Below are 21657 nucleotides of genomic sequence, written 5' to 3'. Positions count from 1 at the left end.
CGAAGCTAGACAGACAGGCTGTCGCGGGCATCTGCATTGGTTTCATTGCCGTCCCGTCCGGGCGTCGTGCGAGATTTGACCGGCCACCAGCTGAAAAAGCTCGCCACGCGAGGAGACCTGCAATTTGCGGTAGATATTGTTCATGTGGATTTTCAGCGTGCCTTTCGAAATGCCGAGATCGAGCGCGATCTGCCCGTTCGGCCTGTTGGCGACGGCGAGCCGGGCGATCTCCATCTCGCGGATGGTCAGCAGCGACGAAAGCTTCTGCCATCTGATCCGACGGGAGGCCTCGCTTTCGACGGCGTCACCGACGATCTCGGCGGGCAACCAGCGTCCGCCCGCGGCCACCTGATGGATACATTTGGCCAGTGTCTCGACCGTGGCTTCCTTGAACACAATACCGACGACGCCCGCCACCACGGCATCATAAAGCTCGGCGTTGGAAGCGGTTGCTGTCAGAAGCACGCAGCGCGTGGCGAGCCCCAGCCTGCCGAGTTCCGCGGCGATTTCGGGCCCGCTCAGCCCCGGCATGCGCACGTCGAGCACCGCGACATCCGGCACCTCCTGCAGGATCATCGCCAGTGCGCTCCTGCCGTCCAGCGCCGACCCGACGACCAGGAAGTCGGGATCGCGGGCAATCAGGTCTGCCAGCCCGTGCAGCAGCAGCGGATGGTCATCGGCGATGAACACCGTGGTGACCATGTTCAGGTCCCCTTATGCCTGACTGCCGGGGGTGGCGTGAACGGCGGCGGCCGCCGGCCAACAAAGCGCCATGCAGGAGCGGCACCATTGTTTTCGTCCGGCTGAAGCGGCAATCCCCTATGCTTAATCATCAACAGTATTCCTCCGCTCAAAACAAAGCGCCACGGCCTTGCGCCCCAAGGGCAGACCCGGCGTTGCTGTGTCTATGTCTGCACGCCTCCTGGCCGGAAACGGCCCCCCGAACCCGGCCCGCTCCTCCTTATAGGGGAGCCATCGCGGCAGCAGCATCGTGCTTCCGATAAGAATTAGCAAATACGTAATCAACCTCCACGTGCTGCCGGCAGCAAGGTCCCCGGCAGCGGACTGAAAGCAGACGCGATACCGCCGCATAATTGCCGGCCTGTCGTTTGATGAGACCACGGAACTGGTTCCAATAATCTCGTCCAGGAAAGTAAAATTTGAGGTATTTAAAAACAATTCGGCCGTCGCCAAGGAATTCGACTTGAATATGAAGGCGATTTACCGGCGTTGAATTTGCGTTCGCGTCTATAACCACGGTTATATGGACGCACCAATTGCAACCTGCGTAATATGGTTAGGGGATTATTAAGGCTCTGGCGGTCGAGGTTGACCGCGCGAGTTTGGGGTATGGGGCGTGGGCGTGGCAGGCAGTTCGACGGCACTTGTGTTCCGTCATCCAGCAACAGTTGGCGGAGCAAGTTCAGACTTCGCCGCCGCCCCCAGACTTTTGTCCAAATTCCCCCTTCTTTTTACCAAAACGATCGCTCATCGGCACGCCATGCTGCGCGGGAGCCGGGCGCTCGGAGCTTGCAATCAACCCTGGGGTGGCCGGCGGCGGCTTGATCGCTGACCGGACGACAATGTGGAGGAAATGGGAATGGCAACAGATCTGGGCGGCGGCGTCCTTCTCGAGGCAACGACGGAAGGTTCGGGAACCGGCAACTACGATTCCTTCCTGCGGCTGCAGGCGACGGGTGTGGAGGAGGGCTTCAACACCGACCAGAACGGCAACGTCCTCGACAACAAGGCGTCCTTCACCCACGACCTGCAATACAGCAACATGCAATCGATCAATGTCGGCGGCATCGACTACATCGAGTTTCGGCTGGATCTCAACGAAAGCAACAATGCCGTAAACGGCAACATCACGCTGACCGGCCTGGATGTCTACATCTCCAACGCCGGGGCAACCCTTACCGACTACAATGCGGGCTTTGCAGGGTTCACCACCGTCTTCCATCTTGACCTGAGCGACCCGCAGTTTTTGATCGATTCCAATCATGGCTCGGGGACGGACGACTACCGGGTACTCGTCCCGGTCAGCGACTTCACGGCGGCCGGCGTCTCCCCGGGATCCTATGTGACATTGTTTTCGAGCTTCTCCGGCTCCAATGGCGGCTTCGAGGAGTGGCGCACCCTTACGACACCTGGCACCGGCACTGATACGCCTGGAATAGGCATCGACAAGGTAACGGTCGACGGCTCGGCGATCGGCGACGGGCTGCAAGTGCTCTCCGGTGATGCGATCTCCTGGCAATACGCGGTGAGCAACACCGGCAATGTCGCCTTGTCGAACATCGTCGTCACCGACAACCAGGGTGTGGTCGTCACTGCGGTGCTTGGGGCAGACAACACCCACAACATCGGCGACGTCAACAATGACGGCAAGCTCGACACCACGGAGACCTGGAGCTTTACCGGCAGCGGTACGGCCATCACCGGCGACTATGCCAATATCGGCCACGTTTCCGGTACTGCCGGTGCGGTTTCGGTCACTGACGATGACGGCTCCAGCTATTTCGGCGTCGATCCTGAGATCGCCATCAACAAAGTGACGGTCGACGGCGCGACATCCGGCGACGGCCTGAACATTTTGACCGGCGAAGCGATCTCGTGGAAATACACGGTTACCAATGTCGGCAACGTCGCGCTTTCAGGCGTCGACGTGACCGACGATCAGGGCGTGACGGTCACCGGGGTGCTCGGCGCCGATGCCGTGCACAATGTCGGCGACACCAACAATGACGGCAAGCTCGACCTGACCGAAGCCTGGGTGTTCACCGGCACCGGCGTGGCCGGCACTGGCGCCTACAGCAACATCGGGTCGGCCAGCGGCTCGTTCACCGACGAAGCCGGTCACATCGGCACCGACACCGCCACCGACGGCTCCAGCTATTTCGGCGTCGATCCTGAGATCGCCATTAACAAAGTGACGGTCGACGGCGCGACATCCGGCGACGGCCTGAACATTTTGACCGGCGAAGCGATCTCCTGGAAATACACGGTTACCAACACGGGCAACGTCGCGCTTTCAGGCGTCAACGTCTCCGACGACCAGGGCGTGACGGTCACCGGGGTGCTCGGCGCCGATGCCGTGCACAATGTCGGCGACACCAACAATGACGGCAAGCTTGATCTCACCGAAGCCTGGGTGTTTACCGGCACCGGCGTTGCCGGCACTGGAACCTACAGCAACATCGGTTCGGCCTCCGGCTCGTTCACCGATACTGCCGGCCACACCGGCACCGACACCGCCACCGACGGCTCCAGCTATTTCGGCGCCGATCCGGAAATCGCCATCAACAAGGTGACGGTTGACGGCGCGACATCGGGCGACGGCCTGACCATCCTGTCCGGCGAGGCGATCTCCTGGAAATACACGGTCACCAATGTCGGCAATGTCGCGCTTTCGGGCGTCAACGTGACCGACGATCAGGGCGTGACGGTCACCGGAGTGCTCGGCGGCGATGCCGTCCACAACATCGGCGACACCAACAACAACGACAAGCTCGACCTCACCGAGGCCTGGGTCTTCACCGGCACAGGCGTTGCCGGCATTGGCAACTACAGCAACATCGGCTCGGCCTCCGGCTCGTTCACTGATACTGCCGGTCATACCGGCACTGATACGGCTACGGACGGCTCCAGCTATTTCGGCGCCAATCCGCATATCACGCTCGACAAGAAGACCAACGGCGTCGACCACGGCCTCAACATCTTCCAGGGCCAGGCCGTGACCTGGACCTATGATGTCAAGAACGACGGCAACGTCGCGCTCGCCAACGTCGTGGTCAAGGACGACAATGGCACGGTCGGCACCGGCGACGACTTCAATGCCACGGCGATTACCAGCGGCGGCTACAACACCGGCGACATCAACCACAACAACCTGCTCGATCCGAACGAGATCTGGCATTACAAGGCAACCGGCGTCGCGCAACCTGGCAGCTATGTCAACAATGCAACGGCGACCACCAATGCCTTTGCCGACACGGCCGGACATTCGCTCACTCCGAGCGCCACCGACAGCAGTGACTATGAGGGCTTCTCGAACAAGGCGCTGACCCAGGGGTTCTGGGGCAGCCATACCGATGCCTGGGATGGTGTCACCGGCCACGAGAGCAATCCCACCAAGAGCGCTTTCAACAGTGGCGTCATCTGGGGCCTGGACATCAATCCGCGCACCGATGGCAACCTGCTTCTCGGCGACATCAATCACAACGGCGTTGCCGACGCCGGCGAAGACACCCTGCTGATTTCGAACTCCCTGGCCAAGTCCATCGAATCGAGTTCGGCGGGCGGTGACGCGCGCATCATCATGCTGCAGCAGGCGATCGCCACCCAGCTCAACATCGACAACCACGTCGACCAGCCCACCGACTTGATCACCGAGGCGGTGATGTGGCTGAAGGGCGAGGGGGTATGGTCAGTGGGGGGCGTCAACCTCGACGCGAACCATGACAACAAGATCGACACCAACGTCGCCGGCACGGCGCTGGCGGGCGGTGCCGTCAAGACGAGCTCGGATGCCTGGACCAAATATGTCGACGTCACCGATCCGAGCTCCGGCATCACTGACTGGAACGGCGGCAAGGAGGCCGACGGCGAGGGCCTGAAGAACGCGCTGATGTGGTTCAACCAGGGCCAACTGGTGACATCCGGGGCAGGCGGCCATGTCGCCTGGTTCGATGGGGCCAACATCATCGACGAGCATCCCAACACGCTCGACCAGTTCTGGCTCACGCTGCATGAAGTGGGAGGCCTGACGGGTATCGCCTGAGGCAGGCCCCCGGCCTTCGGCCGGGTGCATTGCCGCAGCGCCGCCCGCATGAACTGGCATGGGAAGGGGCTCCACTATCTTCAATTCGGCGCAGGCCAGGATCAGGTCCTTGGGTCTGGTTTTGATCGCCTGCGCCCTTTTTCTTGGGCTCGGTGGCGTGCTGACGGTATCGCCGGGTGTCTGGTTGCTCTGTCTGGCGCTGGCGATATTTGGCACCCTTCTGCTGTTTCGGGGACGCACTCCCTTTCGCGCTGAAACCGGTCCGGACGCCGCCCCCGGCGCCGCGGCGACGGCGCGAAGGGCTGCCGGGCCCAGTGCCCGGCAGCCCAATGCCCGGCAACAGGGATCGGAACTCGCGGCGGCGATCAAATCCTGCCGCTCGGCGTTCATCGCCATCGCGCTGTTCAGTGGCGTCCTCAACGTGCTGATGTTGTCCAGTTCGATCTACATGCTCGAGGTTTACGATCGCGTGCTGCCGAGCCGCAGCGTGCCGACGCTGATCGGCCTCAGCCTGCTCGTCGCCATCCTCTATGCGGGGCAAGGCGTGCTCGATTTCATCCGCGGCCGCATCCTGGTGCGCATCGGCGGCGCCCTCGACGAGGCGCTCGGCGCCCGCGTCTATTCCAGCGTCCTCAAGCTGCCGCTCAAGGTCGGGCGCAACGGCGACAGCATGCAGCCGGTGCGCGATCTCGACAGCGTGCGGACCTTCCTGTCGGGCACCGGACCGACCGCATTGTTCGATCTGCCGTGGCTGCCGCTCTATCTGGCCATCATCTTCATGTTCCACGTGCTTCTCGGCGTGACCGCCCTGATCGGCGCGATCGTGCTGGTGCTTTTGACCATCTTTGCCGAGCGGCTGACGCGCAAGCCGGTCACCTCAGGTACCCAGACCGGCATCATCCGCAACGGCCTGACCACGACCGGCAACCGCAATGCGGAAGTCATCGCGGCCCTCGGCATGGGCGGCCGGATGGCCAAGCGATGGGAAGAGGCCAACCGCGATTATCTCGCCGAGCAGCGCAGCGTCAGCGATATCGCCGGCGGTTTCGGCGCCGTGTCCAAGGTGCTGCGCATGCTGCTGCAGTCGGCCATGCTCGGTATCGGYGCTTGGCTGGTCATCGAGCAGGAGGCGACGGCGGGCATCATCATCACCGCATCGATCCTGAGCGGCCGCGCGCTGGCGCCCGTCGATCTGGTCATCGCCAACTGGAAGGGTTTCCTGACCGCGCGGCAGGGCTGGCAGCGGCTGACCAGGATTCTCGCGGCATTGCCGGCCGACGCCGAGCCGATGACCATGCCGTCGCCGAGCCGTCACGTTTTCATGCAGGGTGTCAGCGTCGCGGCCCCCGGCACGCAGCGGCCGCTGGTGCATGACGCCAGTTTTGCCCTTGAGGCGGGACACGCCGTCGGCGTCATCGGCCAGAGCGGTTCGGGCAAGTCGACGCTGGTCAGGGCGCTCGTCGGGGCCTGGCAGCCCGCTGCCGGCAGGATCCGCCTCGACGGCGCCGACCTCGACCAGTGGTCGGCGGAGGATCGTGGCCGCTTCATCGGTTACCTGCCGCAGGACGTGGAGCTGTTTGCCGGCACGGTCGCCGAGAACATCGCGCGTTTCGAGCCCGATGCCGATCCCGCCGCGATCATTGCCGCGGCCAACGCCGCCGGCGCGCATGATCTCATCGTCGGTTTCCGCGACGGCTACGAAACCCAGATCGGCGAGCTCGGCGAGGCCGTGTCGGCGGGCCAGCGCCAGCGCATCGCGCTGGCCCGTGCGCTCTATCGCGATCCTTTCCTGGTCGTGCTCGATGAACCGAATTCAAACCTCGATGCCGAAGGTGAGCAGGCGCTCCTGCAGGCGATCATGGGGGTGCGGAAGCGCGGCGGCATGGTCGTGCTGGTGGCACACCGGCCGAGCGCGCTCGCCACGGTCGATTTCATCCTCGCCATGAACCAGGGTCGCGTCCAGGCTTTCGGCCTCAAGGATGACGTTCTGGCCAAGCTGTTCCCGCGGCCGCAGCCACCGATGGTCGCCGTGCCACGTCTCAGGCTCGCCACCGAAGAGCCGACGCCTGGCGCGGTGGCGGCAGGCGAATGAAGGGAGGAACGATGCTGAGCTCCTCCCACCAATCCATTCGACGCTATATGCGTTTCGGTCTCGTCGCGGTCGCGCTGCTGGTTGGCGGTGTCGGCGGCTGGGCATCGCTGACCCGCATTTCCGGAGCGGTCATCGCCCCCGGCGTCCTCGTCGTCGATTCCCACGTCAAGGACGTGCAGCATTCGACCGGAGGCATCGTCGGCGAGATCGCCGTGCGCGACGGCGACCGCGTCAAGCACGGTGCGCTGCTCGTGCGCCTCGACCCCACCATGCCGGCAGCCAACCTTGCCGTGGTGACCAAGTCGCTGGACCAGCTGTCGGCGCGCGAGGCGCGCCTCGAGGCCGAGCGCGAGGGCGCCGACACCATCGCCTTCCCTAGGGATGTTCTCGATCGCCGCGACGACCCGGCGATCGCCGAGATCATTGCCGGCGAGGAGCAGGTCTTCGAGACGGGGCGGGCGTCCCGGTCCGGCCAGAAGAGCCAGTTGCAGGAGCGCATCCTCCAGCTGCAGAAGGAGATCGTGGGGAACACGGGCCAGGCTGACGCCAAGTCGAAAGAAATCACGCTCGTCGAGGAGGAATTGGCCAGCATACGTCAGCTGTGGAAAAAGCGGCTGATTTCCATCGACCGCCTGACGGCCATGGAGCGCGAGTCGGCGCGGCTCGACGGCGAGCGCAGCCAGCTGATAGCGGCCCAGGCGCAGGCCCAGGGCAAGATTGCCGAGATCAATTTGCAGATCATCCAGATCGATCTCGAACTCAACACCGACGTCAACAAGGAGTTGCGCGATATCGACGCCAAGGTTGGCGAACTGACGGAGCGCAAGATCGCCGCCGAGGACCAGCTCAAGCGCATCGACATTCGTGCGCCGCAGGACGGCGTCGTTCAGCAGTCCATCGTCCATACCATCGGCGGTGTCATCACCCCCGGCCAGACAATCATGCAGATCGTGCCCGACAGCGACAGCCTGACCGTCGAGGCCAAGATCGCGCCGAGCGACATCGACCAGCTATGGGTCGGCCAGCCGGCCGCACTGCGCTTCTCGGCCTTCAACCAGCGCACCACGCCGCAGATCAACGGCACGGTCGAGCGCACCTCGCCGGACACGACCACCGACCAGCGCACCGGCATCAGCTACTACACCGTGCGCATCGCGACCACGAGCGCGGAAGTGGCTCGCCTTGGCGAGATCAAGCTGGTTCCGGGCATGCCGGTCGAATCCTTCATCAAGACCGCCGACCGGACCGTGATCTCCTACCTCGTCAAGCCGCTGCAAGACCAGATCAACCGCGCCTTCAGGGAGTGAGGCCCCAAGGCGTGCCAAGAGGGGGCGTGCCAAGAAGGAGCGTGCCAAGAAGGGGGCGTGCCAAGGATGATGCTCCTGCCGTTCGTGCGTTGGCCAATGCATCGCCGCCATGGCAGGTCGGGCAGGTTGAGATGGCTGGCCATGCTGGCCCCGTTCATCCTGTTGTTCGGCTACATCGTCTACGGCTTTCTGGGCGTCCGGTTCGACTCGCCATGGGCCGTGCTCAGGCACCTTGCGGCATTTCCGAACTGTAGCGCTGCGCGTGCCGTCGGCCTGGCCCCTGCGCATGTGGGAGAACCGGGCTACTGGCCGACGCACGACGCCGACCATGACGGCATAGCTTGTGAGCCTTGGCATGGGGCAAGCGGCGTCAAGGTGCATCGCTATTGGCGCACCGGCCGATAGTTCTCACAGCTCCTTTTCCGCCAGTTCGCGGAAGGCGTCGGGAACCGAGCGCCGGGCCTCCAGCGCCACCGCGCCATAGCCGACCGCCTCTCTGCCAAAGCGCTGGCGGATCTTGTCGATGGCGCGGTCGGCGCCAAAGCGCGCCAGGCCCTTTTTGCTGCCGGGCCGCTGCTTCTCGTCATCGAGCCCGAGCGGCAGTTCCAGCTGCAGCTCGGCACTTTCTTCCAGTTGCGACACCGAGATCGCCAGCAGTGAGATGGTCTTTTCCCGCGGGTTGGCGGCCAGCACGCCGCGCACCAGTTCCTCGGCGATTTCGGCCAGCATCGCGGTCGCCGAAATCGGCTGCTCGAGCGTCAGCGAGCGCGTGACAGCGTGCAGATCGGCGAAACGCACCCGCACTGTCACCGTGCGGCCGGGCCGCGATTTTGCCCTGAGGCGGCTGGCGACCCGGTCTGCCAGATGCAGCAGCACAGGTCCGAAGATACGGGCCTCGGCAGGCCGCTTGCCAAGTGCCGACTGCGCACCGGCGGAATGCGATCGACGGTGGGTTTCGAGTTTTCGCGGGTCGCGGTTCCACGCCAGTGACGCCAGCTTTTCGCCGGCGGCAGGCCCGAGCAGCCGGCGCAGCGCGCCGCTATGCGTCTTTGCCAGCTGGCCGATGGTCTCGATGCCGATCTCGGCCAGCCGCGCTTTGGTCGCCGGGCCGACGCCCCACATCAACCCGACAGGCAGATCGTGCAGGAAGGCGAGCTCCGTTGCCGGATCGACCACCACCATCCCGTCGGGTTTTGCCACTTGCGAGGCGATCTTGGCCAGATGCTTGGTGCGCGCCACGCCGATCGAGATCGGCAGCCCGAGTTCCGCCCGCACACGCCGCCGCACCTTGGCGGCGATCTCGGCCGGCGACCCGAACAGATGCGTGCAGCCGGCGACATCGGCAAAGGCCTCGTCGATGGAGATGCGCTCGACCAGCGGCGTGAAATCGTCGAGCACTTTGATCGCGGCGTCGCCCAGCCTCTGGTACTCGCCGAAATTTCCGCCGACAAAGATCAACTGCGGGCAAAGCTTCCGCGCGCGTCGTCCCGGCATCCCGCCGCGCACGCCAAAAACCCTGGCCTCGTAGGAAGCGGCAAGCACGACACCACCGCCGACGGCAATCGGCTTGCCCCTGAGCGACGGGTCGAGCAACTGCTCGACCGAGGCATAGAAGGCGTCGAGATCCGCATGCAGGATGGTGGGTTCCATCCCGGCCGTTCCTTTGGGCGTTGCAGCATTAGCCGCGTCTGTTGCTAGGGGTAGTTTTGCGAACAAATAGAGAACAAACAGGGTCCGCTGTCAAGCGCGGCGCTTACCTCCAGTGAGTTTGCTGGAGACCGGCAGTAGATTTGATCTGCCTTGCCGCCGGGCGCAGGGAACATTGTCTCTCGCCGCGGCGTTGATTGTCTCGATGGGACACTGTTTCGTGGAGGCCGGTATGGGCCAGTTCGAGATGATCGACCTCGTCAGCGTCATTGACGCCTGCACGAGCGATCGCGTTGCCGGGCACTGCGTGTCGATGGCCAAGGCGGTAGAAGAGTTGCGGGTGCTGACCGGCGATTTCGTGTCGCCGGACGAGGCGGTGGCCAATGCGCTGTCTGCGGTGGCGCTGAGGCGCGGCTGCGCGGTGCTGTTCGACGAACAGCCGGGCGCTGATATCCTGCTGATGCCATAGGCCCAATGCCGCAAGCGGTTGAGAAGGCCGTCCTTCCCGGGCGACCAATCGACCATCACCGATGCTCCGAACGCCTGCTTTTCTGGCGCTCAATACATCCGCCTCGAAGGCGGCTCTGCCGGCAGCTCGATCACCAAGTTGGTTGCTGGGTCATGTCGAATCCGTACTCGACACCAGTTCGACAAATTACGCGACGACGGTCATGGTTGCGACCTAAGTATCACAGCAATTAGGCCTAAGGTCTGATCAGTATAGGGCGTCAGTCGCGCAAAGGGCCGGTTCGCTCGGCGATTTTCACATTTGTGTTTATATTTCAATTATTTACAAGATTTTTCCCGGCCCTTTGCAGCCCGATTATCGCGTATCGCAACCACATTTATCTAAAGTTTACTCCATCGAATTAGCAAATTCTCATATGGCGCTGCTATAGCGAGTCGGCGGAGGTGGCTATCCCCCGAGGAGGTATCATGACATCCCGAAAAACTCTTTTGGCGGCGCTTGCCGCGTTTGCGCTCCTGGCCTCTCCGGCCTTGGCCGGTGCTGGTGGTAACGGTAACGGTGGTGGCCACGGCCATGGCGGCGGCAACGGTGGCGGCAACGGCAATGGCGGCGGCAACGGCAATAGCGGCAAATCCGGCAATAGCGCTTCGCATGGCAAGTCGGCATCGGCTCACGCCGGAAAGAAGGCCTCGACTGATGACGAGGCCACCGTCGATGACGTCGAGGTCGCCGCGACGCCCAAGGATAAGAACATCCACGCCAAGCTTGGCCGGCTGAACTCGCTGCAACGCAACATCAACGCCTATTTGAACTCCAAGAGCAAGAAGTTCGCCGGCGTTCAGGCTTATGTGACGGCGTCGGCAGTTGCCAAGAACGCCCAAGCCGCGCTTGCCGACGCAAAGGCGGCGCTGACGGCGGCCGAGGACGCGGTGCCCGCCCAGCAGGCGCTGTTCGACGCGGCGAATGCCATTACGCCTGCAACGCCCGAGGTGGCGGCGGCCCAGGCCGCAGCGATCGCGGATCTGGAGGCCGCGGTCACGGATGCTCAAGCGGCGGTTGACGCGGCGCAGACGGCTGCCGACGCCGCCACTCTCGGCATCCCATCGCTTGATGACGCACTCGCCGATATGGCCAACAAGCCGGTCGACCCCGAAGTCACCGACTGGGCCAACGGTGTGCTTGCCGACAAGATCGACCAAATGGCCGCCAAGCTGGCCCCTGCGCCAACGCCATAAAGCCGATCGCGGCTGAAACGGCCAATCGAACGTCCAAGCCGCCGGGTCTCGCCCCGGCGGCTTTTTTGACGGTACGACGGAACTGCCAATATCAAGGGAAAAGCGTTACTAACCCCAAGTAAGGCATGGCAAATCTCCGCTCCCGAGTGTAGCCTTCGCAATATTGGGGTAAACGGCATCGGGGAGAAAACGACATGCCTAGGGTTTCGGAACTTTTCTTTAAAACCGCCATCGTGTTCCTCATATTGGGGATCGCGGCCGGCCTGCAGATGGCGATCTCGGGCGACCACAGCGCCTTCCCGGCGCATGCGCATATCAATCTGCTGGGCTGGGTGACGAGCGCCATCTTCGGCGGTTATTACGCGCTCAATCCACAAAAGGCGGCGCGTCGCATCGCCATGATCCACTACTGGCTCTATACGGTTGGCGTGGTGATCATGCTGCCAGCACTCTATGTGATGCTGCAGGGAAATCCGGCGTTTGAGCCTGTCGTTGCCGGTGGCTCGCTGATTGTCGCCGCTGCCGTTCTGATCTTTGCTTTCGTGGTGTTCTCACCCGAAACGGCGCGCTCGGCCGCAGCCGTACCGTCAGCCTCTCGCTGACTGTCAGCGCAAGGTGATTGAAGTCTGATCCGCGTCGCCAATAGCGACGGGGGTTGGTTTGGCCTGGTGGCCGCAGCCGGTGGTTGCGGCGCCTAGTCGCCGGTTCGGGCTGCCCGCCTTCCCGTATTATTTCGTGACCATTTTACGCTGGAACCTTCCCTGGTACCGCGCGTTGCCGCGACTGTATTCGTGCTGCCTTATAAATAGGCAGCAATGGGTGCAGCCAAGCGGGCAGAGGGCAAAACCAAGCATGGGTTGGGGGAGGAGCACGACGCCATGTCGAAAAGAGAAATCGGAACGTCGGCCTCATTGGGCCGACGCATCGCCGATCTGAAAGCCAGGATGCGAAACGCCCGGATTACTGAACACGAGATGCAGACCTTCCAGAAGGTCGCGGCCATCATGGGGGACGCCGAAGGGTCCCTACGCATCGATGCCGACGACCTGATCGCGGCTTCCTTCGTCACCGAGGCGCTGGGCGATCCCGCATCGAACTGAAGGCCCGATCGTGCGCCCGTCGGCACTCAAGCGCCGGCGGTTGCCGGGGCCAGCCGTCTGCGATGCCGGAGCGAGCACCTGCACGGTCCGCGTCGGGCGATCGTATGCGCGTCTTGAAGATATCAGCGGCCTCAATGGCGCTTGAAATACTGGACTTCGCGTTCGTGTTTCTCGGCCGCTTCGCGGCTGTCGAAGGTGCCGAGGTTGCGTCGCCGTCCGGTCTTTTCATCGACCTTGCGCGAATAGAGGCGGTATTTTCCTGATTTGAGTTTTCTGATCATCGGTCTCTCCCTGATCACCAGGGCGCCGCTGAAGCCAAGCCGCCAGGGCGCACTGGCGTGACGAACGAAGGGCGCCCGGCTGCAGCCGGGCCCTTCGAAAAGTATCAGTCCCGATGCTCCGGCATCGCCTTGAGCTGGTCCTTGGTCCAACTGGTGACGGCGTGGACGTCGCCATCCTCGTCGCGCATGAAGTCAAGCTGGCTGGTGGTGACCGCCACCGGCTTGGCGCCGATGCCAAGAAAGCCGCCGACGTCGATGACGACCTGACTGCCATGCAGATGATCGACAGAGCCGATCTGTGATCCATGACCGGTCTCCTCTGGGTTGGACAATTTCCTAACCAGCGAACAGACGAAGAGTTCCGGTAAAACGCTTCGAAAGTCCGGCGCAGACTGCTTCGAGCCTACATCTCGTCGAAAGGGCCGCCGCGTCTCGCCGGATCGCGGCCGATGGCGGCTTCCTCGGCATCGTCGGGCAGGGCGTCGTCACTGTCCCGGTAGGAGTTGCCGTCGTCTTCCTCGGGCAGCTCGCCTTCCTTCTCGACACCGGTGATATCCGGCAGGCTTTCTTCGTCCGCCCCGTCGGGCAGAATTCTTGCGCCGCGCAGCGCATCCCAGTCCTGCTGCCGCGGCGTCGGCGCTTCCACTTCGTCGCTTGGTTTTCTGCGGGGATCCATGATTGCCTCCTTGGGTCGGTGCTTGGGGCCGATGCTTGCATCGAGAATGTGGAACTCGCCGCCGGCAAGCAGGTTCCCGAAAACCGGTCCACTTCGCTTGGGAGCCACTTGGGGACCGCTTGGGGGAACCAATTGCCGCCAGCCTGCATTTGCCAACAGGAAGACGATTCCAGACGGAGACCGGACAATGAAGATCTTTGTTTTCTTGCCGTGCGCGCTGCTGGCGCTTGCCGGCCCCGCGGCCGCGCAAGACAGCGGCGAGGGCGCTCCTCCCGTGCCTTGCCAGGCGCAGCCCCAGGATGGCCAACAGCAGCCTCCCGCCAATGACGGCAATGGCAATTCGAGCGCCGATCTTGGTTCTTGCGGCGGCGTGCTGCAGCCGCCGCCCAGCGGTGACCAGGGCATGACGCAGCCGCCGCCGGATCAAGGCAAAACGCCGGTGATCAAGCCCGGCGAGGTGCCTGTGCAGCCGCCGAAGCAATGATCTCGTTTGAGGTCTCTACAGTGTGGGCCGGGGCCGGCCAGTTTTGGCCAGGCGAAGCGCCGTCACCGGATCGATGCCGGTCCAGGCAATGCCTGCCGCCTCGGCAAAGGCGGTGAAGGCCCGCCGCGCCTGGTCCTTGGTCAGGTGTCCAGCCCTGGCCATTTCGCAGGCCCTCAGTGCCGTGTCATAAATCTTGCCGCGTCCGGCCTGCGGCCATTCCTTGAGAGAATTCTGCATCTCGGCCAACGTCGCGATGTCGCGTTTGAAGCCGGCGCCGACCGCAATCGCCACCGGAACTTGGAGCCGCATATCGTTCATATTGAAGGTCTCCTGAGGGATCGTCTTCAATGCGAATCATGCCGATGCGGTTCCAGCTGACATGGCCGGCAAGCCGATCAATTTAGTCTCCGCTTGCGGAACAAGACCGTACCGGCGGCGTTTGCCTCCAGGAGCCCGCCAGCTCGATCTGTGCTGTTTTCGCCTCGTGCGGGAACAAGGCGGAGCTCACCAACAACGACAGGAGACGAAGATGAAAACCGTCCTTATTCCCGCCGTCGCCGGGCTTGCCATGATCGCCGGTCTCGGTGTTGCCGCTGCCGACGAAGTCATTGTCACGCAGCCGGCACAACGGCAGGTGATCGTCACCCCCGAACAGCGCACCGTCGTACGCGAATATGTGCATAAGCACCCGCTTGCCTCGATCAACCTCCTCGGTGTCGAGTTGAATGTCGGCTCCGCCTTGCCGGACACGGTCGAACTGCAAGAGGTGCCCGATGTTCAGTACAGATACGCCGTCGTCGACAATCATACCGTGTTGGTCGACCCCAGCACGCGCAGGATCGTCGAGGTCGTCGAGTAGTTCCGACGAATAGAACCATCGTCGATAATCTGGCCCTGCCGTTCTTGCGAACAAGAATGGCAGGGTCGAACCGGGAAAGGAGCATTGCCATGTTGCCGCATGTCGAAACCCCGAGCTCCGCCAATGTTGCGGCGTGTTGCGACAAGTTGCTGGCCGAGCGCAGTACGGCGCTGTTGTCGATGCAGGAAGCAATCGCGGTCCTGCGCGAGCGCACCGGCACCGATCGTTCGGACGCTGACCTTGCCGGGCTGATTACCAAGAAAGCAGCACTGCTTGGCGTAGCGGTCGTTTCCGATCGGCGCTGAGTCATTCAAGACGCCGGCTGAATTTTCGGCTAATGTTTTCGTGGAATCTGGACCAACCGATCGGACCCAACCACGGAGGCTTAAGTGACGGACGACAGACAGGACCGCATTCGCCAGCGCGCACACGAGATCTGGGAACAGGCAGGCCGCCCCGAAGGTGCGCATCAGGAGCATTGGGATCAGGCCGCGGCCGAGGTCGACGGCGCAGCCGCCAAGCCGAAGAAGGCGGCGAAGAAGGCTGTTGCGAAGCCCGCCAAGGCAGACGCCAAGCCAAAGGCCGCGAAGCCCGCCACGGCAAAGTCCGGCAAGGCCAAGTCAAAATAGCGCAAGGGCTGAATTCGCCCGGGGGGTCATCCTTGGCGCCCGCCGTTCAGGCGCGCCCGAGCCTCTCAACCTGACGAATTGCGGCTGCAATGGGCAGCGCAATTTGTTTTGTTTGGCGACAAGGCGAAACAGCGTCTCATGCCTCCCAGGCATAACTCGACAGCGCAAAGCGGATGCCAGCTTCTGTCATGGCCAGTTCGCATTCGGTGATCTGGCGCAGGTGCCGCAGATAGCGCGCCACCGTTTGCGGCAGCCAGCCGGCGCAGGCCTCGACATAGGCGCGGCTATGAACGAGCGTGCCGGTCGACAGCCTTTCATCCTTCTCGGCAATCACCTTCAGATACTGGCGGATGAAACGAATGTCGTCGGCGATGTCCTGGCTGGCCATTCGCCATGCTCCGGCAACGCGTTCGCGCTGGTCGAGCGACAAGAGCGATAACAGTGGGGGTGACAGCAGCGGGCGGGAGAGGTCGGCGAAGGCGGCATGGTTCGCTGTGCTCACGGAAAACCCCTTGTTGAAAGCAACTATCGTACGTTATGTACGAAATCCAGTCAAGCGCATCGCGTACAATTTGAACGAATTCAGCTCCCGAATGATGCGACTTTTCCTCAAGGCAAGAAACTTGGCCCAACACACTTCGCGATGACAGCCGAAAAAATACGCTTCCCCAATCGCTCGAACAGTGCTTTAACCCGCTCATCCACAGGGGTGCTCCGTATGGTCGGGGCTGAGATGAGGGCGGCAAGCCTTCGGACCCTAAAGCTGATCTGGATAATACCAGCGGAGCGAGGCGGGCGATGTTTTCCGGCGCACAGATTTCCCTTTATCCCATGACCGACGATTTCGTCGGCGTCATCCTTGGCGCGCTCGGCGCGCTCGATCCCTGGCGCGACCGGTTGCGGATCGAGACCGACGACATCTCGACGCTTCTGGTCGGGCCGCCCGAGGTGCTGTTCCCGGCCATGCGCGACCTGTTTGTGGCGGCGGCCAAAAGCGGCAAGCACTGCGTGCTTTCGGCTGCGGTTTCGCGTGGCTGTCCGGGCGAGCCCGACGATCCGATCTGCCGCTCCGACGAGACCGGCGGCCCCACCATTCCCTTGGACGAGCGCAAGCTCGCTGCGATCCGCGCCGTGCAGGCGACGCCATCGACAGACCAGCCGGTGGCGGCGCAATTCTCGCTCTATGTCATGGGCACCGGCGACCACATGGACGAGATCTATGGCTGCATCGATTTCCTGAAGCAGTCCGGTGTCTTCGAGCGCTCGAAAAACTTCTGCACCAAATTACGCGGCGATGCCGGCGCGGTGTTTGCCACGCTTAACGAAGCCTTCTGCCGCTTCGGCCCGGGCGCCGGCCACGTCACCCTCGACGTCACCATTTCGGCGAACAGCCCGAGCGCCGTCTGAGCCGCGGCTCAAGCGTCGTTCGTCGAGGATATTGCCGTGGCTGTTTTGCCCAACCCATCGCGTGGCGGAGATGCCTCTGCCTCTGACTTCTCAGCACAGAGAGGAGAGGAGCCATTGGCGATTGGCGACGACGGCGATGCCGGTGAATCTCCCCCTTTGAGGGGGAGATGGCCGGCAGGCCAGAGGGGGTCCCAGCGCGTGGAGCGCCGACGTCCTTTTCGCGTCGGCAGGGCGTGGGCGCTCTACGGTCGGCGACCCCCTCTGTCGCCTTCGGCGACATCTCCCCCTCGAGGGGGGAGATCAGCCGCCGCTATCGCCAAGACAGCACCCGCCGCCATCGCCTTCGCCCTGATCCTTGCAGCCTGGGAGGTCTACGCCCGCTATGGCGGCGTCGCCCCCACCATGCTGCCGGCGCCGTCCCGCGTGCTGCTGCAGGCCTGGGAGAATCGCGCCGCCCTTGCCGAAAACACGCTTCCCACCATCCGCGCCACATCAGCCGGCTTTGCCTGCTCGTTGGTCGCTGCCTTCGTGCTTTCGGCGCTGGTCGATTTTCTGGCCCCGCTGCGCCGCGCGCTCTTTCCGCTGCTGATCGTCAGCCAGACCTTGCCGCTGGTGGCGATCGCGCCGCTCATCGTGCTGTGGTTCGGCTTCGGGTTGATGCCAAAAATCCTGCTTGTGGCGCTCGTCACCTTCTTCCCGATGATGGTGGCGCTGGTCGAGGGTTTTGCCGCCACGAGCACGGAGATTTCGCAGATGCTCGCCGCCATGGGGGCGGGGCGCTGGCGCATTTTCTGGCTGGCGCGGCTGCCCTCGGCGCTGCCCTATTTCTTCGCCGGGCTGCGCATCTCCATCACTTACGCCGTCGTCGGCGCGATCTTCGCCGAATATGCCGGAGCGGCGAAAGGGCTGGGCATCTACATGCTCAACGCCAAGAACAATTTTCGCCCCGATTTGGTGCTCGCCGCGGTCGCCGTCAGCGCCGCGCTCACGCTCATCTTGTTCGGCATTGCCGTGCTCGTCCAGCGTCTCGCCATGCCTTGGGAAAATGCGGGGAGCGATAGCGACGACCGAAAGCGTTCGGGAGAGAGCCGCCAATGAAACGGCTCGAGCTCCGGGACATCAGCAAAAGCTTCGGCGCGCTCGAGGTGCTCGCCGGCATTTCGCTTCACGTCGCGGCCGGCGAGTTCGTCTCCATCCTCGGCCCCTCCGGCGCCGGCAAGTCGACGCTGTTCCAGCTGCTCACCGGCGCGCTGAAAGGCGGGGGAGACATGCGCTTCGACGGCGCGCCCTTGGATGGCAGCCCTTTCGCCTTCATGCCACAGCGCGACGCATTGATGCCGTGGCGGCGCGTCATCGACAATGTAACGCTGGGGCTGGAAGTCCAGGGCGTGTCGCGACGGGCCGCCCGGGAGCGAGTCGCGCCGCTGTTCGCCGAGTTCGGCCTTGCCGGTTTCGAGCGAGCCTGGCCGGCGGAACTCTCCGGCGGCATGCGCCAGCGCGCCGCGCTTCTGCGCACCGTGGTGCAGCAGCGCGACATGCTGCTGCTCGACGAGCCCTTTGGCGCGCTGGATGCGCTGACACGCGCGGCCATGCAGCGCTGGCTGGAAGGCATGTGGCGGCGTCATCGCTGGACGGCGTTGCTGATCACCCATGATGTGCGCGAAGCCGTCTATCTCTCCGACCGCATCTATCTGATGTCGGCGCGGCCGGGCCGCATCATCGGCGAGATCGCCGTGCCGCTGCCGCGACCGCGTACCACAGGCAGCGATGCCGCGCGCCAAGCCGCCGCACTCGAAGCCGAAATCCTCGACACGCTGCTCAATCCCGGTGCCGACCGAGCGTCGTTCCCGCAGACCGCTCAAAGGAGATCATCATGACTGAATTCACCCGCCGGCAAGCCTTGCTGCTGACGCTGGCTGCCGGACTGCCGCTTGCCTCGCGCGCTCATGCGGCTGTGCAAAAAATCACCGTCGCGCTCGACTGGACGGTCAACACCAACCACATCGGCCTGTTCGTTGCCCGCGAAAAAGGTTTTTACGACGAGGCCGGCCTCGACGTCGAAATCCTGCCCTATGGCGATACCGGAGCCGGCACGCTGGTTGCCAACCGCATCGCCAATTTCGGCATTGCCGGCGTCGGCCTGTTCACCCAGCGCGCCGCCGGCGCCGATCTCAAGGCGGTCTACGCCGTGGTGCAGCAGGAGACCGGCCGGCTGGTCTTCAACGCGGATCGCAGCGAGATCAAGAGCCCCAAAAATCTCGACGGTCTGACCTATGGCGGCTTCGGCAGCGCCTGGGAAAACACGCTGATTTCGACCATCATCCGCCACGATGGCGGCAAGGGCAGTTTCGAGACCGTGACGCTCGGCACCTCGGCCTATGAGGCGCTGGCCAACGGATCGGTCGACTTCACGCTAGAGGTCTCGACCTGGGAAGGCGTCGATGCCGAACTGAAGGGTATCAGGCAGCGCAACTTCCGCTATGCCGATTATGGTGTGCCCGACGAGCACACCACTGTCATCGCCTCCAGCGATACCTATCTCCAGGCAAACCCGAAAGCGGCATCGGCCTTCGTCGAGGCGACGCGGCGCGGCTATCAGTTCGCCGTCGATCATCCGCGGGAGGCTGGCGACCTGTTGATCGCTTCCAACAAGGATGCGCTGACCGACCCGGCGCTGATCCACGCCTCGCTGAAGATGCTGGTCGATGGGCACTTCCTCAGAAGCGAGGCCGGCGCCATCGGCACTATCGACAAGGGCAAGATCGAGGCGATGGGCGGCTACCTCTTCAGTGCCGGCATCCTGCTTGACGCTGATGGCAAGGCGCTGAAGGAACGGCCAGATTTCGCGGGCTATTTCAGCAATGCGTATCTGGGGTAGGGAGCAATCTCCCTGCCGCCAAAGGTGAGATGCCTGAGAGCTCAGCCTCACTTCGCCCCGAGGCTGAGCGCTTTCTTGCGATCGGCCTCGGCGCGGATGGGGTTGCCTTTTGCCTCCCAGGAGCGAGCTCGGGCGCCATAGACATCGGCATAGGCCGGATTGATGCCTGCCGCCTGATCATAGTCGATGATGGCCTGGTCGTGGTCGCCCTTGTGCGCCCAGGCGAGACCCAGTGCATAGTAGGCATCGGCCAGCTTGGGATCGAGGTTTACCGCCTTGGCGTAATCGGCGATAGCGCGGTCGTCGTCGCCCTTGTTGAACCAGGCAAGGCCCCGGCCATAATAGCCATAGGCACCTGTCGGATCGAAGCTGATTGCCTGCGTGTAGTCGGCGACGGCGCGATCGTAATCGCCGCTTTGCCCCCAGGCCGCGCCGCGGGCGTAATAGGTATCGGCCTGTTCTGGATCAATGCTGATCGCCTGGGTGTAATCAGCGATGGCGCGCTCGTAATTGCCCTTGGACGACCAGGCGGCGCCTCGGTTCTGGTAGACGTTGGCGCCGCCAAAACCGAAGCTGATCGCCTGGTTGAAGTCGGCGATAGCCCGGTCATTGTCACCCGTGTTCGACCAGAAAACGCCGCCATTGTAGTAGGCAACGGCAAATCTCGGATTGATGTCTATCGCACGCTCGTTATCGGCGATGGCGCTGGCGTAGTCGCCTTTTGCCGCCCAGGCGTAGGCGCGCTTGAAGTAAGCCATCGCCCGTTGGTCGGAGCGCCCGGCCTTGTCCTCGATGATGTGGGTGCAGGCTTCGATCCGCCGGGCTGGGTCGGCCGGATTGCCAATGCAGGCCGCATAGGTGAAGCCGGCTGCCAGGGCAAAGATGCCCCGGACATCCACGACAACGAGACCCGCCAGCAACAGCAGCAACGGTGTCCGCCATTTTCGAACCAGCCGGATCAACCGGCTCTCGGCCGCGCCTTCCGCGCCTGTCATTTGCCGGTTCTCCCCCGAAAACCATTGAGCCTCTGCCAATGGCTGGCAGCCGCTCGTCATGCAAGCAGAAATTGTCGCGTCAAGGAAGAGCAATCGCTACGATGAATGCAGCAACCCAAGTCCTGAGCCCGCCCCTCACATATCGATCATCGAGCGCTTCACCCGCCCGATGATGGTGATGGCGCCTTCCAGCGCCGGCGGCGGGATGTCCATGTAGGAGGCCGGCTGGAAGGGCGGGTTCTCGTTGGGGCGATAGCGCTTGTAGGTGGCCTGGCCGCTTTCGTCCGAAATGACGTAGCAGCCATTGGTCACCAGCCGCTTGTCCCTGAGGTTGACGAAGATGATCGAATCCGGCGGCGAGATCTTGTTCATCGACGGGCCGTCGACGCGCAACGCGATCCACTGGCCCTGCTCGAGATCGGTGGTGGGGATGGTCGGATAATCGCTGAGATTGGCCACCATGTCCTGGCTGCCGAGTTCGCCGGCGCTGATCCACGACACGATAGGCACGTCGACCGTGGCCAGCGACGGCATCGGGATCTGCCGGCCCGTTTCGTCGAAGCCGAAATGGCCGCCCGCAAGGCTGCCGCCCTCGCCATTGAACAGCAGCCAGCCGGGATCGACGCCGAACAGGCGGCCATATTTCTCGGCTGCCTTGCGCGACAGCGGCCGGTTGCCGTTCTCGTGGCTGATCAGCGTGTTCTTGTTGATATCGCGCAATGCCCGCGCGGCATCGCTCGGCGAGGCATAACCCGCCTCCGCCCGTGCCTGCTGCAATCTGTGCCTCGGTTCCTGCATCGTACAAATTGCCTGAA

General features: G+C 63.3%; 25 protein-coding genes and 1 riboswitch. Of the genes, 16 read left to right on the top strand and 9 right to left on the bottom strand.

Translation table 11 applies throughout. The annotated features are described in order from the left end of the window. Positions 1-42: 42 nt before the first annotated feature. Positions 43-702, bottom strand: a complete 660-nt coding sequence (locus tag AC1DYO_RS26900; protein ID WP_477267443.1) for a response regulator — start codon at positions 700-702, stop codon at positions 43-45. Positions 703-1600: 898 nt separating this feature from the next. Here AC1DYO_RS26900 and AC1DYO_RS26895 point away from each other — a divergent pair. From AC1DYO_RS26895 to AC1DYO_RS26880, 4 genes are all read left to right on the top strand, one after another. Then, entirely contained in the window at positions 1601-4783 is a 3183-nt protein-coding gene (locus tag AC1DYO_RS26895) for a beta strand repeat-containing protein (RefSeq protein WP_477267442.1), read from the top strand. A gap of 364 nt (positions 4784-5147) precedes the next feature. Further along, the gene (locus AC1DYO_RS26890) at positions 5148-6875 is read left to right on the top strand and encodes a type I secretion system permease/ATPase (protein ID WP_477267455.1); all 1728 of its coding nucleotides are present in this window, start codon (positions 5148-5150) and stop codon (positions 6873-6875) included. 11 nt (positions 6876-6886) lie between these two features. After that, positions 6887-8182, top strand: coding sequence for an HlyD family type I secretion periplasmic adaptor subunit (locus tag AC1DYO_RS26885; protein ID WP_477267441.1), 1296 nt, complete (start codon positions 6887-6889; stop codon positions 8180-8182). A gap of 141 nt (positions 8183-8323) precedes the next feature. Then, positions 8324-8587 (top strand): excalibur calcium-binding domain-containing protein, encoded by a 264-nt coding sequence (locus tag AC1DYO_RS26880; protein ID WP_477267440.1) that lies wholly within the window; start codon positions 8324-8326, stop codon positions 8585-8587. Positions 8588-8590: 3 nt separating this feature from the next. Here AC1DYO_RS26880 and dinB read toward each other — a convergent pair whose 3' ends face one another. Beyond that, positions 8591-9832, bottom strand: a complete 1242-nt coding sequence (dinB, locus tag AC1DYO_RS26875; RefSeq protein WP_477267439.1) for a DNA polymerase IV — start codon at positions 9830-9832, stop codon at positions 8591-8593. A 229-nt stretch (positions 9833-10061) separates the two neighbouring features. Between dinB and AC1DYO_RS26870 the strand changes: the two genes are divergently transcribed. From AC1DYO_RS26870 to AC1DYO_RS26855, 4 genes are all read left to right on the top strand, one after another. After that, the gene (locus tag AC1DYO_RS26870; RefSeq protein WP_477267438.1) at positions 10062-10298 is read left to right on the top strand and encodes a hypothetical protein; all 237 of its coding nucleotides are present in this window, start codon (positions 10062-10064) and stop codon (positions 10296-10298) included. 467 nt (positions 10299-10765) lie between these two features. Further along, positions 10766-11533, top strand: a complete 768-nt coding sequence (locus tag AC1DYO_RS26865; protein WP_477267437.1) for a hypothetical protein — start codon at positions 10766-10768, stop codon at positions 11531-11533. 194 nt (positions 11534-11727) lie between these two features. Next, positions 11728-12135: a hypothetical protein gene (locus tag AC1DYO_RS26860; RefSeq protein WP_477267436.1), complete on the top strand. Its 408-nt coding sequence runs from the start codon at positions 11728-11730 to the stop codon at positions 12133-12135. A 276-nt stretch (positions 12136-12411) separates the two neighbouring features. Beyond that, positions 12412-12633: a hypothetical protein gene (locus AC1DYO_RS26855; protein ID WP_477267454.1), complete on the top strand. Its 222-nt coding sequence runs from the start codon at positions 12412-12414 to the stop codon at positions 12631-12633. A gap of 131 nt (positions 12634-12764) precedes the next feature. Here AC1DYO_RS26855 and AC1DYO_RS26850 read toward each other — a convergent pair whose 3' ends face one another. The 3 genes from AC1DYO_RS26850 to AC1DYO_RS26840 form a co-directional block, all read right to left on the bottom strand. Beyond that, positions 12765-12914, bottom strand: coding sequence for a hypothetical protein (locus tag AC1DYO_RS26850; RefSeq protein WP_142870100.1), 150 nt, complete (start codon positions 12912-12914; stop codon positions 12765-12767). Between the two features lie 104 nt (positions 12915-13018). Then, on the bottom strand, positions 13019-13246 hold the full coding sequence (locus AC1DYO_RS26845) for a hypothetical protein (RefSeq protein ID WP_477267435.1): 228 nt from the start codon (positions 13244-13246) through the stop codon (positions 13019-13021). Between the two features lie 71 nt (positions 13247-13317). Further along, the gene (locus AC1DYO_RS26840; RefSeq protein ID WP_477267434.1) at positions 13318-13590 is read right to left on the bottom strand and encodes a hypothetical protein; all 273 of its coding nucleotides are present in this window, start codon (positions 13588-13590) and stop codon (positions 13318-13320) included. A 187-nt stretch (positions 13591-13777) separates the two neighbouring features. On the opposite strand from AC1DYO_RS26840, the gene AC1DYO_RS26835 reads away from it, so the two are divergent. Further along, positions 13778-14074, top strand: coding sequence for a hypothetical protein (locus tag AC1DYO_RS26835; RefSeq protein WP_477267433.1), 297 nt, complete (start codon positions 13778-13780; stop codon positions 14072-14074). A gap of 15 nt (positions 14075-14089) precedes the next feature. Here AC1DYO_RS26835 and AC1DYO_RS26830 read toward each other — a convergent pair whose 3' ends face one another. Beyond that, complete coding sequence (locus tag AC1DYO_RS26830; protein ID WP_477267432.1) at positions 14090-14392, bottom strand: DUF982 domain-containing protein; 303 nt, start codon at positions 14390-14392, stop codon at positions 14090-14092. Positions 14393-14603: 211 nt separating this feature from the next. Between AC1DYO_RS26830 and AC1DYO_RS26825 the strand changes: the two genes are divergently transcribed. The 3 genes from AC1DYO_RS26825 to AC1DYO_RS26815 all read left to right on the top strand — a co-directional run bounded on the left by AC1DYO_RS26825 (position 14604) and on the right by AC1DYO_RS26815 (position 15562). After that, positions 14604-14933 (top strand): DUF1236 domain-containing protein, encoded by a 330-nt coding sequence (locus tag AC1DYO_RS26825; protein ID WP_477267431.1) that lies wholly within the window; start codon positions 14604-14606, stop codon positions 14931-14933. Between the two features lie 89 nt (positions 14934-15022). Beyond that, positions 15023-15238 (top strand): hypothetical protein, encoded by a 216-nt coding sequence (locus AC1DYO_RS26820; RefSeq protein WP_477267430.1) that lies wholly within the window; start codon positions 15023-15025, stop codon positions 15236-15238. An 84-nt stretch (positions 15239-15322) separates the two neighbouring features. Continuing rightward, a complete protein-coding gene (locus AC1DYO_RS26815) occupies positions 15323-15562 on the top strand; it encodes a DUF2934 domain-containing protein (RefSeq protein ID WP_477267429.1) in 240 nt (79 codons plus the stop codon). Between the two features lie 136 nt (positions 15563-15698). Here AC1DYO_RS26815 and AC1DYO_RS26810 read toward each other — a convergent pair whose 3' ends face one another. Next, on the bottom strand, positions 15699-16064 hold the full coding sequence (locus AC1DYO_RS26810; protein WP_477267428.1) for a hypothetical protein: 366 nt from the start codon (positions 16062-16064) through the stop codon (positions 15699-15701). A gap of 193 nt (positions 16065-16257) precedes the next feature. Next, positions 16258-16370: riboswitch (TPP riboswitch) on the top strand. Here AC1DYO_RS26810 and AC1DYO_RS26805 point away from each other — a divergent pair. The 4 genes from AC1DYO_RS26805 to AC1DYO_RS26790 all read left to right on the top strand — a co-directional run bounded on the left by AC1DYO_RS26805 (position 16361) and on the right by AC1DYO_RS26790 (position 19847). Continuing rightward, positions 16361-16969 (top strand): YkoF family thiamine/hydroxymethylpyrimidine-binding protein, encoded by a 609-nt coding sequence (locus AC1DYO_RS26805; protein ID WP_477267427.1) that lies wholly within the window; start codon positions 16361-16363, stop codon positions 16967-16969. Its footprint overlaps the riboswitch before it by 10 nt. A 261-nt stretch (positions 16970-17230) precedes the next feature. Further along, positions 17231-18067, top strand: coding sequence for an ABC transporter permease (locus tag AC1DYO_RS26800; RefSeq protein ID WP_477267453.1), 837 nt, complete (start codon positions 17231-17233; stop codon positions 18065-18067). Continuing rightward, on the top strand, positions 18064-18846 hold the full coding sequence (locus tag AC1DYO_RS26795; RefSeq protein ID WP_477267426.1) for an ABC transporter ATP-binding protein: 783 nt from the start codon (positions 18064-18066) through the stop codon (positions 18844-18846). Before AC1DYO_RS26800 ends, AC1DYO_RS26795 begins: the two co-directional genes overlap by 4 nt. Beyond that, positions 18843-19847: an ABC transporter substrate-binding protein gene (locus AC1DYO_RS26790; RefSeq protein WP_477267425.1), complete on the top strand. Its 1005-nt coding sequence runs from the start codon at positions 18843-18845 to the stop codon at positions 19845-19847. Before AC1DYO_RS26795 ends, AC1DYO_RS26790 begins: the two co-directional genes overlap by 4 nt. A gap of 47 nt (positions 19848-19894) precedes the next feature. Here the strand turns inward: AC1DYO_RS26790 and AC1DYO_RS26785 are convergent, their stop codons facing one another. Both AC1DYO_RS26785 and AC1DYO_RS26780 read right to left on the bottom strand, forming a co-directional pair. After that, positions 19895-20842 (bottom strand): tetratricopeptide repeat protein, encoded by a 948-nt coding sequence (locus AC1DYO_RS26785; protein ID WP_477267424.1) that lies wholly within the window; start codon positions 20840-20842, stop codon positions 19895-19897. A 135-nt stretch (positions 20843-20977) separates the two neighbouring features. Then, a complete protein-coding gene (locus tag AC1DYO_RS26780) occupies positions 20978-21640 on the bottom strand; it encodes a LexA family transcriptional regulator (protein WP_181062168.1) in 663 nt (220 codons plus the stop codon). Positions 21641-21657 lie beyond the last annotated feature (17 nt).

This window comes from Mesorhizobium sp. P2_F5 (assembly GCF_056403715.1).
This window is presented reverse-complemented; position numbering and strand designations above follow the sequence as displayed.

What these genes read in the sequence shown, in the direction of transcription:
- AC1DYO_RS26855 (WP_477267454.1), top strand. Translation starts at nt 12,412, where the DNA reads ATGTCGAAAAGAGAAATCGGAACGTCGGCCTCATTGGGCCGACGCATC.
- AC1DYO_RS26880 (WP_477267440.1), top strand. Translation starts at nt 8,324, where the DNA reads ATGCTGGCCCCGTTCATCCTGTTGTTCGGCTACATCGTCTACGGCTTT.
- AC1DYO_RS26900 (WP_477267443.1), bottom strand. Translation starts at nt 702, where the DNA reads ATGGTCACCACGGTGTTCATCGCCGATGACCATCCGCTGCTGCTGCAC.
- AC1DYO_RS26865 (WP_477267437.1), top strand. Translation starts at nt 10,766, where the DNA reads ATGACATCCCGAAAAACTCTTTTGGCGGCGCTTGCCGCGTTTGCGCTC.
- AC1DYO_RS26850 (WP_142870100.1), bottom strand. Translation starts at nt 12,914, where the DNA reads ATGATCAGAAAACTCAAATCAGGAAAATACCGCCTCTATTCGCGCAAG.
- dinB (WP_477267439.1), bottom strand. Translation starts at nt 9,832, where the DNA reads ATGGAACCCACCATCCTGCATGCGGATCTCGACGCCTTCTATGCCTCG.
- AC1DYO_RS26885 (WP_477267441.1), top strand. Translation starts at nt 6,887, where the DNA reads ATGCTGAGCTCCTCCCACCAATCCATTCGACGCTATATGCGTTTCGGT.
- AC1DYO_RS26820 (WP_477267430.1), top strand. Translation starts at nt 15,023, where the DNA reads ATGTTGCCGCATGTCGAAACCCCGAGCTCCGCCAATGTTGCGGCGTGT.
- AC1DYO_RS26795 (WP_477267426.1), top strand. Translation starts at nt 18,064, where the DNA reads ATGAAACGGCTCGAGCTCCGGGACATCAGCAAAAGCTTCGGCGCGCTC.
- AC1DYO_RS26835 (WP_477267433.1), top strand. Translation starts at nt 13,778, where the DNA reads ATGAAGATCTTTGTTTTCTTGCCGTGCGCGCTGCTGGCGCTTGCCGGC.
- AC1DYO_RS26780 (WP_181062168.1), bottom strand. Translation starts at nt 21,640, where the DNA reads ATGCAGGAACCGAGGCACAGATTGCAGCAGGCACGGGCGGAGGCGGGT.
- AC1DYO_RS26860 (WP_477267436.1), top strand. Translation starts at nt 11,728, where the DNA reads ATGCCTAGGGTTTCGGAACTTTTCTTTAAAACCGCCATCGTGTTCCTC.
- AC1DYO_RS26840 (WP_477267434.1), bottom strand. Translation starts at nt 13,590, where the DNA reads ATGGATCCCCGCAGAAAACCAAGCGACGAAGTGGAAGCGCCGACGCCG.
- AC1DYO_RS26830 (WP_477267432.1), bottom strand. Translation starts at nt 14,392, where the DNA reads ATGAACGATATGCGGCTCCAAGTTCCGGTGGCGATTGCGGTCGGCGCC.
- AC1DYO_RS26825 (WP_477267431.1), top strand. Translation starts at nt 14,604, where the DNA reads ATGAAAACCGTCCTTATTCCCGCCGTCGCCGGGCTTGCCATGATCGCC.
- AC1DYO_RS26805 (WP_477267427.1), top strand. Translation starts at nt 16,361, where the DNA reads ATGTTTTCCGGCGCACAGATTTCCCTTTATCCCATGACCGACGATTTC.
- AC1DYO_RS26790 (WP_477267425.1), top strand. Translation starts at nt 18,843, where the DNA reads ATGACTGAATTCACCCGCCGGCAAGCCTTGCTGCTGACGCTGGCTGCC.
- AC1DYO_RS26870 (WP_477267438.1), top strand. Translation starts at nt 10,062, where the DNA reads ATGGGCCAGTTCGAGATGATCGACCTCGTCAGCGTCATTGACGCCTGC.
- AC1DYO_RS26895 (WP_477267442.1), top strand. Translation starts at nt 1,601, where the DNA reads ATGGCAACAGATCTGGGCGGCGGCGTCCTTCTCGAGGCAACGACGGAA.
- AC1DYO_RS26785 (WP_477267424.1), bottom strand. Translation starts at nt 20,842, where the DNA reads ATGACAGGCGCGGAAGGCGCGGCCGAGAGCCGGTTGATCCGGCTGGTT.